The organism is Methylomonas sp. MgM2, from assembly GCF_054172045.1.
The window spans coordinates 49,326-63,317 of sequence record NZ_JBSYXO010000019.1 but is presented as its reverse complement, the minus strand read 5'-3'; the positions used below and the strand labels follow the sequence as shown (position 1 = coordinate 63,317).

The window sequence follows — 13,992 nt, the reverse complement described above, 5'->3', positions numbered from 1 at the left end:
TTCGGCCTGAAAGGCCAATATCGGTTCCAATGCGTCACAGATAAGCCATCGGCTCGATGCGCCAGCGTGACGGGATTTCGAAATGAACAATGCGTTGCTGGCACCCCGGTTTGGACAAATCGTAATTCTTGGGCCGAATAAAGCGACGTAATCGGCAATTGAAGATGGATTTGACTTTCGGATGTAACAAATCTTGATGATGCTGTTCGACGACAACGGCTAAATCGTCATTTTCCAGTTTCACCAGAGTACCGACCGGATAGATTCCAACGGTTCGAATAAAGCTGTGGACCAAAGGTGCTGCAAAATGCCGGTCTGCACCTTCAAGTAATTGCTGTAATACCGCGGTGGGTTCCAGACCGGCATGATAAACCCGCCGAGAGGTTAGCGCATCGTAAAAATCCACAATCGCGGCCATATGCCCGAATTGGCTGATTTGGTCGCCTTTCAAGCCTAACGGGTAGCCGCTGCCGTTATAACGCTCATGATGTTCCGCTGCGATTTTGACCGATATCGGCGAGATACCCACGGTATTTTCCAGGATGGTCCGGCCTAGCGCGACATGTTTTCTCATTACGGCAAATTCGCGCTCGCTCAATTTGCCGGGTTTGTTGAGTATATAGCCGGGCACCATCATTTTACCGACATCGTGCAGCAAGCCTCCGATACCCGCCAATTCGATTTGGTTTTGTTCGAGCTCAAGCGACCGGCAAAAACTAATCAGCAAGGTCGCAACCGCCACCGAATGCTGATAGGTATATAAATCCGCTTGTTTGATTCTAAGCAGACTCACCATCGCGTCAGGATTGCGGAATATGGAATCTATGATTGCGCCGACTATCGGTTGCGCCTTCTCCAACTCAACCTGTTTTCCGAGCCGGCAATCTTTCAATATCGTTTGCACTATGAAATTGGCTTCCTTAACGATACCCTTGGCTTGCCGGATCTCTTCCTGCACCGGTACCGAAGACGCGGTCCGTTTCAACGCACCTGCCAGCGCATGCAGGTCGCCGGTTGACGAAGCCGGCTTCGGACTACACGGCGGGGTCGAACTGTCCAACCCGCGCTCGGTATCGATGTAAACGCAATCCACGCCTAATTCGCTTATCTTTTCGATATCCCGTTCCGATTGCACACGAAACCGGTTGCGCAAAAAAGGGTGTGCCATCCATTCTCGGTTCAGGCTGTGAATGTACATGCCGGGACGAAGCTCCGACACATCAACTTTTTTGATCATGTCAACAAGCGTCCTAATCCGGCCTGCCGGCCGCTTCGCTAACGTTTTCGCCTAATCTCTGGTTGCCTCGACCTGGATAGCGACGCTCACATCGTCGCCGACCATCGGCACATATTTGTCGACGCCGAAGTCGGAGCGCTTGATATTGGCGACCGCATTCGCACCGCAGGTATATTTGAGCCTGATCGGATTCAACCCGCAGTAAAAATGATCGACCGTCAATCTGACCGGTTTGGTGATGCCGTGTAACGTCAGCATGCCGTCCGCCGCTATCAATTTTTCGCCGGCAAACTTCAGTTTATCGGATTTAAACCGCATGGTCGGATATCGAACCGCGTCAAAAAAATCCTTGCCGCGTAAATGTTCCTCCAACTCCGCCAAGCCGGTACTGATCGAAGCCATATTGACTACGACATCGATCGAGCCTTCGCCGTTGTCGGCGTCTAACACAACTTTGCCGCTACTTTCATTGAAACGGCCCCGTTGGGTAGAAAAGCCCAAATGGTCGATTTCGAAACTTGGAAAGGTATGGCGACTATCGATAGTGTAGCTATCGGCAGCCCATACAGACATGCTGCATAAGCCTACAACGGCTACGCGAAAAATCGTTTGATACATGGCATCACCTTCACGGATGTAAAAATAATAGCTTCCTTAACCGGCAGGCCGTTGGCAAGCGGTCGCTTGTCGCCCGTCACAGCATTCTTGATCAGACTTTGTGATAATAACCTTATTTTATGAAACATCGCGTCTCCAATCCGGTCCTATGCAACGAACTTATTATTACTACGCAGCGCTATGCGGTTTTTTCGGTCTGTTCTTTTTAATGATAGCTTGGCAAACTATTTTGTCTCCGTCAAAACTGGCGCCGACCGCATTATTGTTGATCGTCGGCGTCGGTCCGCTGCTGTTACCGTTCAACGGCCTGTTGAACAGAAATCTAAAAAGTTGCACTTGGATGACTTACCTGAGCTTGCCTTATTTCATTCACGGCGTCATCGAAGCTTATGCGGATCAAAGCCTTAGGGCCTACGCATTGCTGGAAGTGATGTTTAGCTTATTGCTATGCTTAGGCGCGGGATTCTATGTATACAAAGCGGAAAAAGCCTAAACGCCATGGGCACGCAACTTTCGTTACAATTTGAGTTTCAAACCAATCTGACTTTTGCCAGTTTTTTTCCGGGCGATAATGCCGAGATCGTCAACCAATTACTCGCGATGGCAGGAATCGGCACGGAACAACAGATCTATATTTGGGGAGAAACGGGCAGCGGCAAGAGCCATTTATTGCAAGCCTGCTGCCAACAAGCCAAAGCCGAAGGCAAAGATCCGTTTTTTTTGGCGTTCGATGCCGATAATTTGCCTCCGACCACGATATTGGAAGGTCTTGAGCATATCGAACTGGTCTGTTTCGACGACATTCAAAACATTGCCGACCACACCGACTGGGAGCGAGCCCTCTTCGTTTTTTACAATAGCCATCGGCAAAACAATCACAAATTACTGTTATCCGCCGATTGTCCGCCTAAATTTCTGCCGTTCGACCTGCCGGACTTAAAAACCCGCATGGCATGGGGCTTAACACTGAAAATACAACCTTTGCATGACCAGCAAATCATCGAGGCGTTGACCTTCAAAGCCCGCTATCTAGGATTCGACATTCCGCCTAAAGTCGGGCAATTTTTGTTGAGCCACTATGTTCAAGACCTGCCTTCACTATGGCTATTGCTCGAAAAAATCGATAAAGCCACGCTAGCCGCACAACGCAAGCTGACCATTCCGTTTTTAAAGCAAATTTTGGCCGAACAAACATGAAAGACAAAATACTCATCGTCGGCGCCGGTGCGATCGGCGGATTTTACGGCGGCTTGCTGCACAAGGCCGGAGCGGACGTCTCCGTGGTCTGCCGTTCGGACTATGACATCGTCAAACGACAAGGAATCGCCATCACAAGTTGCGACTTAGGGAATTGGCAATTCCATCCTGAACAAGTCTTGCGTGATAGCGCCGAATTTCAGGGCGAAGCCGATTATCTGATTTTGTGTACTAAAGTCACTGAAAACATCGACAGAGTCGGGCTAATAAGCGGCGCCGTATCGAAACACACCGTCATCGTTTTCATCCAAAACGGTGTCGATATCGAAACCGAATTGCAAGCGGCCTTTCCGGAGAATGAGTTGGTCAGCGGCTTAGCCTTTATTTGCTGCAATCGCCTGGCGCCGGCGGAGATTCATCATTTGGCATACGGCAAACTCACTTTAGGCAATCTTCCCGGCGGTATTTCCGATAGAACCCGACATTTACAACAGTATTTCCTAAACGCCGGCATCGAATGCACGCTCAGCGCGGACATCGTTACCAGCCGCTGGCAAAAATGCGTATGGAATGCGCCATTTAATCCGCTATCGGTATTGTCCGGCGGCTTGCCGACCCTAGCGATTTTGCAAAATCAGGAGGCTTTGGTGCGCCGCATCATGCAAGAAGTCTGTGACGTCGCTGCAGCTTGCGGCCATCCGCTACCCGACGACATCGTCGAGACCAACATTCAACACACTTACGGGATGCCGCCTTACAAAACCAGCATGTTATTGGATTTTGAACGCCGCCACGCGATGGAAACCGAGGCAATCCTAGGAAACAGCGTGCGATCGGCTCAACGAGCGGGCATTCCATGTCCAGTACTGCAAACGCTCTACGGCCTAATGAAATTGCGCGAGCTGAAAATTCAAACGGAAGCCCAAGAAAATATTGACACGTAATTGACATTCTGTTTTTTTTGATTTTCGGTTAGAATAGGCGGATTTTTCATTGACCCAGTCTAATGAAGAAGCTGTGGCAATGGTGCCAAAGGTTCGAACGTTTTCATCTCCAATTAGAGTATAACCATGACTGATTTATCGCTTTACAGAAACATCGGTATCTTCGCGCACGTCGATGCCGGTAAAACCACCACCACCGAACGGATTCTAAAACTAACCGGTAAAATCCACAAAATCGGCGAAGTGCATGATGGTGCAGCGACCACAGACTTCATGGTACAAGAGCAAGAACGCGGCATCACCATTCAATCGGCGGCCACCACCGCCTTTTGGCCGGGTAGCGCGAACCAATTCAAACCGCATCGTTTCAACATCATCGACACCCCGGGCCACGTCGACTTTACCATCGAAGTATATCGTTCGCTGAAAGTCTTGGACGGCGGTATCGGCGTATTCTGCGGCTCCGGCGGCGTTGAGCCGCAATCCGAAACCAACTGGCGTTATGCGAACGACTCCAAAGTTTCCCGAATCATTTACGTCAACAAACTGGACCGTTTGGGCGCGGACTTCTACCGCGTCGTCAAACAGGTCGAAGACGTATTGGGCGCGAAACCGGTCGTCATGACCCTGCCTATCGGCCGTGAAGATCAATTCAGCGGCGTTGTCGATCTATTGACTCGTAAAGCCTGGGTCTGGGACGATTCCGGCGATCCGTTGAAATACGAAATCAAAGACGTACCTGCGGACATGGTAGAAGAAGTCGAAGAATGGCGCGCGAAATTGATCGACCAAGTCGCGGATCAAGACGACGACATCATGGAGAAATATCTGGAAGGCGAAGAACTTACCATCGAAGAAATCAAACACTGCTTGCGCAAAGGCACCATCAACATGGATTTCTTCCCGACCTTCTGCGGCTCTTCGTTCAAAAACAAAGGCGTGCAATTGGTATTGGACGGCGTTATCGAATATCTGCCGAACCCTACCGAAGTCAATCCTCAACCGGAAACCGACATCGAAGGCAACCCGACCGGCGAACATGCGATTGTCGATGCCGACCGTCCGTTGCGCGCACTGGTGTTCAAAATCATGGACGACCGTTTCGGCGCATTGAACTTTGTCCGTATTTATTCCGGCAAGCTGAAAAAAGGCGACACGTTGCTGAACACTTTCACCGGCAAGACCGAACGGGTGGGCCGTATGGTGGAAATGCACGCCGACGACCGTTCCGAGATCGAAACCGCTCAAGCCGGCGACATCGTGGCGTTGATCGGTCTGAAAAACGTACAAACCGGCCATACCTTGTGCGACCCCGACAAACCGGCCACTCTGGAGCCTATGGTATTCCCTGATCCGGTTATCTCGATCGCGATTGCGCCGAAAGACAAAGGCAGCAACGAGAAAATGGGTATCGCACTGGGCAAAATGGTGGCCGAAGATCCGTCGTTCCGCGTCGAAACCGACCAAGAATCCGGCGAAACCATCATCAAAGGCATGGGCGAGTTGCACCTGGACATCAAAGTCGACATTCTGAAACGTACCCACGGTGTCGAAGTAAACGTCGGTAAACCACAAGTGGCTTACCGCGAGACCATCACCCAGCGCGTCGAAGACGAATACACTCATAAAAAACAATCGGGCGGTTCCGGTCAATACGCGAAAATCAACTACATCATCGAGCCGGGCGAGCCGGGTAGCGGCTTCCAGTTCGAATCCAGCGTTGTCGGCGGCAACGTACCGCGCGAATACTGGCCGGCCGTGGAAAAAGGCTTCAAAGCCAGTATCGAGAAAGGTGTACTGGCGGGCTTCCCATGCTTGGATTTCAAAGTCAATCTGACAGACGGCGCCTTCCACGCGGTCGACTCATCCGCCATTGCCTTCGAAATTGCCGCCCGTGCCGCGTATCGTCAATCGATTCCGAAAGCCGGCCCGCAATTGCTGGAACCGATTATGAAAGTCGACGTTTTCACACCGGAAGCGCACGTCGGCGACGTAATCGGGGACTTGAACCGTCGCCGCGGCATGATCAAATCGCAGGATCCCGGCGTCACCGGCGTACGTATCAAAGCCGACGTGCCACTGAGCGACATGTTCGGTTACATCGGCGACTTGCGTACCATGACTTCCGGCCGCGGCCAATTCTCCATGGAATTTTCTCACTACATCGCCTGCCCTAAAAACGTAGCGGAAGAAGTGATTAAAGAAGTGAAAGAACGTCAAAAAGATTAATTCTATGGACAAAGGCAACTGACGATTGCGATTGCTTCTTCAGTTGCCATTCTTGACGTATTATGAGAATTAGTCACCTGCCGCATACGCGGCGGTTTTCAACTTCAACCATAAAGCTTTCCCGCTGAACGAAAGCTTATTCCATCACCTAACTCTGGAAGAACATTATGGCTTTTGTAATTACCGAAAACTGTATTAAATGCAAATTCACCGATTGCGTCGACGTCTGCCCTGTTGATTGCTTTCATGAAGGCCCGAATTTCCTGGTCATCGACCCGGACGAATGTATCGATTGTACCTTATGCGAACCCGAATGCCCCGCTAATGCGATTTTTGCAGAAGACGAAGTGCCGGAAGGTCAAGAGCATTTTATTCAACTGAATGCCGAATTGTCTAAAGCCTGGCCCGGCATTACCGAAGTAAAAGATGCGCTGCCGGATGCCGAAGAATGGAACGGCAAACCAGGTAAATTCGAGTTACTGGAAAAATAAGTATAGCTCCCGCCCGCCGGCCGATTCCACATTAGAGAGAGGCGTCGTAAAAGTTAAAACAATTCCTTCTTGCTTCCGGACGACTGCATATACGCAGAAAATAGGGCGACGCAAGAAGCGGGAAACGGGGGCTTTTGCGGCAGACTCTTAAGTTGGATGGCCGGCTTATTCAATCGATTTGGGCCGTCGCTTTAAAAACCAAATGTCTTTGCGAGAAAAATCACCCGCGCTGCCGGGGTCTAGCCGAAATATTTTCAATTATTTCAAGATGTTTGCCGCGGCGCCTGTCCATGACGCGTCTGTCCATAATATGGAGATACTCAACCGCTAGTGGATTTTTTCTGGGATCGTTATGCCAGTTACGTTGACAATATTGCCTAATCGCAACGAATTTACCTTTGAAGCGTTTTCCTTTAAGCATTTTTATAGCACGTAATGCTTCTTCTTCAGGCTCAACCGTTACAAGCCCATGAAATTCTGTGGTTTTTGATCGCGCATCCCTTAATGCAAGTATCTTGGCGCCTTTGACCATTCCGCCTTTTCGGAATAGTCCGCCGCTTACCGCCGGTTCGACAAAAGTGATTATTTCACTTAACTTGGTATCAGCAGGAATCTTTCGAATAAAAATAATCATTCGCCATCTAGAAATTACCGAATTCGATTACCGGCGCAACCCAGTAATAAATATCCCCGTGAGAAAACTCCGCTTGCAATTTATACAATAATTCGGAAAGAACCCTTCTACTAGTAAAAATTTGGAAGCGTCTGGATTTGTTTTCCGGACCTTCCAACTCCGTCAAAAATTGAGTAATACGATAGTCAACGGCTTCATCCAGATTATTTACGGAACCCGCATTTTCTATTTCAAAATTGACGAAACACTCCGCAACCGCCAGTTCAATCCGCGCCGGCACAATAAAGGTAACCTGAATTTGCTGATGAGTGGCATGATTGGAAATATCTTCTTCCGTATTGAATTGATCCGACACATTTCTTACGATCTCTAAATACTTTCCTCGGCGACGTTCTCCACGGCGTCTTTCGATAAAACCTTTTTCGCTTTCCCGATTAAAGGAAAGTTTGCGCAGATCATTGTTCGGGTTACGATGAAAATAAGGCCTGACTACGACATAACGCCCTTGCAGCCTTCGGTTTCTCAGTCCGTTTACAGCCTGTTTGACCGCCGCTTCCGAGTCAAGCGTTACCAAGCCGTGATATTCGATCGAATCGACCCGCACATCTCGTAAGGCTAAAATCTCTACGCTAACGATTTTACTCGGCTTTTTAAAAATACCGTTATTAAGCACCGGGCTAACAAATTCGGTAATGTCGATATGACTGGTATTGGCGGGAATCCTTCTTAAGAAAATATGCATGTGACCGTCTCTCTAGGTGAACCCACTGCAATGATGGCAACTACATTACGAGTTGCTGAAATAGTAGCACCCATCATTAATTCACGCTAAAAATTGTTTAAATTTCACCATGTTCGAGTACCGGCACGACCCAATAATGTAAACCGGTCCCCGCAAATTCGGTTTTTATTTTAGTCAATAGATCCGGCAGATGCTGTTGATCGATATACATCTGAAAACGCATTTTTCGTTGCCGCCCGGTAACCTGCTCCGTCACCGACAAATCGCGATGCTTATGGTCGTGGGCATTCACCGGAAAACTGGAGAATCCCTGGGCGGTTTCGAAGGTCAACAGACAGTCGACCATGGACTCTTCCAGAACCGATGCGACATTGATCGTCACCAAAAATGTATCGTGTATCATGAAACTTCCTCCCGAGGCCGGCCGAACAATTGGTAAAGAATCGGTAACAAAATCAGGGTCAAGCAGGTCGAGGAAACCAAACCGCCGGTGACCACGATGGCCAGAGGGCGTTGGATTTCGGAGCCCGGCCCGGTCGCGAACAACAACGGAATCAAGCCGAACGCGGCGATCGTCGCGGTCATCAGCACCGGCCGTAAACGCCTGGTCGAGCCGACGATAATGACTCTGGCCAACTCCATGCCGGTCGCGCACAGTTGGTTAAAGTAGCTGACCATGACGACGCCGTTCAATACCGCGATACCCAATAAGGCAATAAAACCCACCGACGCCGGCACGGACAAGTATTCGCCGGACAGCCACAAAGCGAACACGCCGCCTATCATTGCAAGAGGGATATTGGACAATACCAGCACCGCCTGCCGCACTGAGCCGAAAGTGGAAAACAATAATAAGAAAATCAGCCCCAAGGACACCGGTATGACCAAAGACAAACGCGCGGCCGCCCGCTGTTGATTTTCGAATTGACCGCCGAATTCCACCCGATAACCGGTCGGCAGTTCGATTTTCTCCGCCACCAGGCGGCGCGCTTCGTCGACGAAGCCGACCAAATCCCGGCCTTCGACGTTGCTGCGCACCACGACGAAGCGCTGGCCTTTTTCGCGCTGAATCGACACCACGCCTTCCACCCGTTCTATTTTTGCCAACGCGGTAATCGGCGCGAACCCGCCTTCGGGCAGGGCTATTTGCAGATTAGCAAAATCGGCGGGATTGCTGCGTCCCCGCAACAACAGGGGCGTGCGCTTGATACCTTCCTGCACGATCCCCAAACGCAGGCCCTCGATCTGCGCCTTCAGCATGTTTTCGATAGTATCCGCGTCCAGACCGAAGCGGCCCGCCGCACGCCGGTCTATGCTGAGCTGCAGGAATTGCATGCCTTCGTTCTTGCGCATGAACACGTCGCTGGAGCCTTGTATTGTCCTTAACAAGGCTTCGATTTCAGCACCTTTTTGGTTCAGCTCGTCGATATCGTTGCCGAACAACTTGATCGCCACGTCGCCGCGGGTACCGGTCAGCATCTCAGACACCCGCATTTCGATCGGCTGGGTAAAGCCGAAGGCGATGCCGGGCGTATGAGCCATGATGCCGCGTATCGCATCGATCAATTCTTCTTTGCTATCGAAACGCCACTCATCTTTCGGTTTCAAGATCAAGAAGCTGTCGGTTTCGTTCAAGCCCATCGGATCCAAGCCCAACTCGTCGCTGCCGGTGCGCGATACGACGGTCCGCACTTCGGGCATATGCTCCAGAATATTCTTCTGCACCCGTTGATCCAGGCGCACCGAATCCTCCAGCGTGATCGACGGCAGCTTTTCCAACTGCACGACGATCTCCCCTTCGTCCATGGTCGGCATGAAGGTGCTGCCTATCCGGGTAAACGCCAGCACGGTCGCGGCCAATAAACAGCCTGCGGTGACGAAGACCGTTTTGCTGTTATTCAGACACCAGACCAATAGCGGTTCGTAGAGCCGCAATAACAACCGAGGCAACCAGGGTTCTTCATGCGATACCTGCTTCAACAAAAAGGACGCCAACACCGGAATCACGCTCAGCGACAACACCAGCGACCCGCTCAAGGCGAACACGATGGTCATCGCCACCGGCCCGAACAACTTTCCTTCCAAGCCTTCCAGGGCCAACAGCGGCAAGAACACGATGATGATGATCAAAATGCCCGACGTCACCGGCACCGCGACATCACGCGTGGCCCTGTATATCATGTGCAATCGCGGCATGCGCCCGGCCTTTTCATGGTCCGCCAACTGCGTAATGATATTCTCGACCACGACCACGGCGCCGTCCACCAGCATGCCTATCGCTATGGCCAGGCCGCCCAGGCTCATCAAATTGGCCGACATGCCGAAGGCGCTCATCATGATAAAGGTAATCAAAGCCGCCATCGGCAAGGCCAGAGCGACGGTCAAAGCCGCGCGCAAGTCGCCTAAAAACAGGATCAACAGAATGACGACCAATACGATAGCCTCTATCAGCGCCTTGCTGACGGTATTGACCGCCTTGCTGACCAAATCGCCGCGGTTGTAGAACACGCTGACCTTAACCCCTTGCGGCAAAGTTTTTTCCAGTTCGGCCAGCTTTGCTTCGATGGATTCAACGGTTTGCCGGGCGTTGGCGCCGCGCAGGCTTAGGATCACGCCGGTTACCACTTCGCCGTCGCCGTCTTTGCTGACCGCGCCGTAACGAGTCAATGCACCGATTCTGACTTCCGCAACATCCTCTACCCGTATCGGCCTGCCCCCGTGTTGGCTAACGACGATGCTGCGGACATCTTGCTCGTCCTTGATTCGGCCTTCCGCGCGCACGATCAGCGCTTCCTCGCCTTCCGTCAAACGGCCGGCGCCGTCGTTGCGGTTGTTGCTCTGCAAAGCCTTGATCAATTGGTCTATGCCGATGTTACGCGCCGCCAGGCGTATGTTGTCCGGAACGACTTCGAAACTGCGGACCACGCCCCCCAATGCGTTGACGTCGGCCACGCCGGCCACCGTGCGCAAGGCCGGGCGTATCACCCAGTCCAGCAAGGTCCGCCGTTCCATCAAACTCAAATCGCCGCCTTCGATCGAGAACATAAACATTTCACCCAACGGCGTCGTCATCGGCGCGATGCCGCCCTCGGTTCCCATCGGCAGACTGCCCCAGATACCGTTCAGGCGTTCGGCCACTTGTTGCCGCGCCCAATAGATGTCGGTGCCCTCCTCGAAATCCAGGGTAATGTCGGTAATCGCATATTTGGCCAAGGATCGCAGCATGGTTTGATGCGGTATGCCTAGCAATTCGAGCTCGATCGGCGCGGTAATCCGGGTTTCCACTTCCTCCGGTGTCATGCCGTTGGCTTTGACGATGATTTTGACCTGCGTCGGCGAAACCTCCGGAAACGCGTCGATCGGGATGTTCCTGAACGCGTGATAACCGCCGGCCGCCAATAACAGCACCAGCAGACAAGTCAACAAACGCTGGGACAGCGCAAAACGAATCAATCCACCCATCATTTGTCCTCGCCCATGCCCAGCCAATTGGCCTTCAGCGCAACGGAACCTTCCACCGCGATACTCTGACCCGGTGTTAACGGCCCCGTAATCAAGGCGCCCTGGTCTTGCCTGCCGATCACCTTGACCTCGGTTACCGCAAAACCGCCGGCATTGCGCACGAATATGTAGCTGCGCCCGGCATTTTGGGCGATAGCGGAGTTAGGCACGCGAAACCCCGTTTCGCCGCCGGCTTGCATGATTTGCACGTTCAAATGCTGCCCCACTCTGAGCTTTTCGGCCTTGTCCGTAATGACGGCGCGGGCCAACACCGTTTGATTGGCCGGATCGACGCTTTGCCCGAGCAAGCTGATTTTTGCCGATCCCGCGTAATCCGGTATTTTTACCCGATCGCCGATTTCGACATCACTGATGCGTTCCTGCGGGATATTGATTTGCAGCCACAGCTTGGAAAGATCGGCAATGCGATACAGCGGGGCTTGCGTGTCCAAACGCGAACCCAACTTGACCAAGCGGTCCAATATCACCCCGTCCATAGGCGCGCGTACCAGCAGGGACATGTTCAGCTTGTGGGTTTTTTCCAACTTGGCAATTTCCGTATCGGACATGCCGGCTATGCTCAGCAAATCCCGGCTTTCGTTGGCGATCGCTACTTTGTTGTTATAAAGCGCTTGAGTTTCCTGCCAACGCCGTTCGGCGATGACGCCTTCCTGCAGCAGCTTTTGATCGCGGCGGTGTTGAAAACCGGCCAAATTCAATGCACTACGCGCCGTCAGAAACTGCTGCTGCAAGACCACCAACTCCGGACTGTTGATTTGTGCCAAGACCTGGCCTTGTTTGACTCTATCGCCGATATTGGCGTGCAATTGCCGTAAAAAACCGGGTTGCGGGGAACTGATCAGCATCTCCCGGTCGGCGGGCACCACCACTTCGGCCGGCGCCGATAGTATGGGAATTTCTTGACTGACCTGAACCGGACCGATTTTTACCGCCAGATTATCGATTTGTTCCGGCGTGATTTGAATTTGCGGATTCTCGGCGCTCGCGTTCAGCGAGCCGGCTAATAAGAAACCGAATAGAATTTTTCTCATGGTAATACTCCAACCGCCTGGTTATAGAGCGCGATATTGCGTTGCAGTTTGACTTCCTGCTCCTTGGCATTCCGAATGGCTTCCAGGCTACGAGCTTGAATTTTTAGAAGGTCGAGTAAATTGATTTCGCCCGATTCGAAGCTAAATTGCATCATTGCCAAATGCTGTTCGGCGATGTCTTTCATTTTCCTTGCAATTTCGAGTTCCTTGCGGTTGATATCCAAAGTATGCTCCGCTTCGTGCAGGTTTTTCTCCAACTGGCGTTGCAAGTGTTCCCGTTGCGCCAATGCCGTATTCAACTCCAAGTAAGCCGCGGCGATTTCCGGTGCATCGTAAGTACTATGTCCAAACGGAATAAAGACTCCGATGTTGGCGCTTTGCAGGTCTTCGCTATCGCGCTGGTCACGACCCGTTCTAGCGCCAACGATAATCTTGGGCTGATTGACGGTGTCGGTGGATTTAGCCCATTCCGTCATGGCTTGCTTTCTCGCAATGATAGCGTTAATGGCTTCCAGCATCGGATGACTCGGTTGTACGACCTCGATCTCGCTGAGCGGCTCCTGATAATTGGCGGGTATCCTCGTCGTGCGAGTCAGATTGGCGTAACTCTTGCGTGTATGCATCAGTTCCGCTTCTGCTTGAGTTAACAAGGTTTGGTTTTGTAAATGATCGCTTTCGGCCAGCAACAAATCGGCCCGCGGTAGATCGCCGAGTTCAACGCGTTGTCTCACCTTAGCCAATAAGCGTTCCGATATTTTCAGTTGATTTCGCATGAGCAATAAGCGATTTTCGGCCAATGCGATGTTCCATAAGGCTTCCCTGAGCAGCCGCGCAACTTCGAGTTTTACTGCTTTCGATTGCTTATCGGCCGCCAAGTACGCTTGTTCTGCTACGTCTTGCGCCGCGCTACGCTGCCCCCAATTCCACACCGTAAACTCTAATTCGGCAACAGCTTCGCGCGCGCCTTTGTTGCTACCGACCGTATCGTCGGAATAGTTCAACGCCAAGGCATGCGATCCGGCAAACCAGCTATCGCCGCGTTCCGCCAAAGCATCCGCTTCCCGGTTCAGGGCCTCATTAATCAAGCGGTCGGGATAGGCTTGGAGCGTTTGCTCGAGCAACTGAGGCAAAGTCAACTGCGGGTCGATTTGTATAGGATCCAAATGTTCGACCATCAATTGCCCGGCGTCGACCGGCGTCAGCATCCGCTGCTCTACCGGCGGTAGTTCCGGTTTTTCGGCAAAACAAGGATTGAACGGCCAGCATAATACGGCCAGGCCATACGTAATATGACGCAATACTGTCATATTGTGAGCTCCAAAATTATCGTAAATCAGAATCCCGTCA

13 protein-coding genes are annotated in these 13,992 nt (G+C 51.8%); 5 read left to right on the top strand and 8 right to left on the bottom strand.

Annotation, left to right across the window (positions count from 1 at the left end; genetic code table 11):
• Positions 1-34: 34 nt before the first annotated feature.
• On the bottom strand, positions 35-1,237 hold the full coding sequence (locus ACW73I_RS14690; protein WP_458030143.1) for an HD-GYP domain-containing protein: 1,203 nt from the start codon (positions 1,235-1,237) through the stop codon (positions 35-37).
• A gap of 51 nt (positions 1,238-1,288) precedes the next feature.
• On the bottom strand, positions 1,289-1,855 hold the full coding sequence (locus ACW73I_RS14685; RefSeq protein WP_458030142.1) for a YceI family protein: 567 nt from the start codon (positions 1,853-1,855) through the stop codon (positions 1,289-1,291).
• 148 nt (positions 1,856-2,003) lie between these two features.
• On the opposite strand from ACW73I_RS14685, the gene ACW73I_RS14680 reads away from it, so the two are divergent.
• From ACW73I_RS14680 to fdxA, 5 genes are all read left to right on the top strand, one after another.
• Positions 2,004-2,348, top strand: coding sequence for a DUF2069 domain-containing protein (locus ACW73I_RS14680; RefSeq protein ID WP_458030141.1), 345 nt, complete (start codon positions 2,004-2,006; stop codon positions 2,346-2,348).
• 5 nt (positions 2,349-2,353) lie between these two features.
• Positions 2,354-3,052 (top strand): DnaA regulatory inactivator Hda, encoded by a 699-nt coding sequence (gene hda / locus ACW73I_RS14675; RefSeq protein ID WP_458030140.1) that lies wholly within the window; start codon positions 2,354-2,356, stop codon positions 3,050-3,052.
• Entirely contained in the window at positions 3,049-3,996 is a 948-nt protein-coding gene (locus ACW73I_RS14670) for a ketopantoate reductase family protein (protein WP_458030139.1), read from the top strand. The genes hda and ACW73I_RS14670 overlap by 4 nt, the downstream gene beginning before the upstream one ends.
• Positions 3,997-4,122: 126 nt before the next feature.
• Positions 4,123-6,225: an elongation factor G gene (fusA, locus tag ACW73I_RS14665; protein ID WP_458030138.1), complete on the top strand. Its 2,103-nt coding sequence runs from the start codon at positions 4,123-4,125 to the stop codon at positions 6,223-6,225.
• Positions 6,226-6,392: 167 nt separating this feature from the next.
• The gene (gene fdxA / locus ACW73I_RS14660; protein ID WP_458030137.1) at positions 6,393-6,716 is read left to right on the top strand and encodes a ferredoxin FdxA; all 324 of its coding nucleotides are present in this window, start codon (positions 6,393-6,395) and stop codon (positions 6,714-6,716) included.
• Between the two features lie 220 nt (positions 6,717-6,936).
• Here the strand turns inward: fdxA and ACW73I_RS14655 are convergent, their stop codons facing one another.
• The 6 genes from ACW73I_RS14655 to ACW73I_RS14630 all read right to left on the bottom strand — a co-directional run bounded on the left by ACW73I_RS14655 (position 6,937) and on the right by ACW73I_RS14630 (position 13,952).
• Positions 6,937-7,350 (bottom strand): hypothetical protein, encoded by a 414-nt coding sequence (locus ACW73I_RS14655; protein ID WP_458030136.1) that lies wholly within the window; start codon positions 7,348-7,350, stop codon positions 6,937-6,939.
• 7 nt (positions 7,351-7,357) lie between these two features.
• Positions 7,358-8,092 (bottom strand): DUF3240 family protein, encoded by a 735-nt coding sequence (locus ACW73I_RS14650; RefSeq protein ID WP_458030135.1) that lies wholly within the window; start codon positions 8,090-8,092, stop codon positions 7,358-7,360.
• Between the two features lie 97 nt (positions 8,093-8,189).
• A complete protein-coding gene (locus ACW73I_RS14645; RefSeq protein ID WP_458030134.1) occupies positions 8,190-8,495 on the bottom strand; it encodes a DUF3240 family protein in 306 nt (101 codons plus the stop codon).
• The gene (locus ACW73I_RS14640) at positions 8,492-11,554 is read right to left on the bottom strand and encodes an efflux RND transporter permease subunit (protein WP_458030183.1); all 3,063 of its coding nucleotides are present in this window, start codon (positions 11,552-11,554) and stop codon (positions 8,492-8,494) included. Before ACW73I_RS14640 ends, ACW73I_RS14645 begins: the two co-directional genes overlap by 4 nt.
• Positions 11,554-12,645: an efflux RND transporter periplasmic adaptor subunit gene (locus ACW73I_RS14635; RefSeq protein WP_458030133.1), complete on the bottom strand. Its 1,092-nt coding sequence runs from the start codon at positions 12,643-12,645 to the stop codon at positions 11,554-11,556. Before ACW73I_RS14635 ends, ACW73I_RS14640 begins: the two co-directional genes overlap by 1 nt.
• Positions 12,642-13,952 (bottom strand): TolC family protein, encoded by a 1,311-nt coding sequence (locus tag ACW73I_RS14630; RefSeq protein WP_458030132.1) that lies wholly within the window; start codon positions 13,950-13,952, stop codon positions 12,642-12,644. Before ACW73I_RS14630 ends, ACW73I_RS14635 begins: the two co-directional genes overlap by 4 nt.
• Positions 13,953-13,992: the final 40 nt, after the last annotated feature.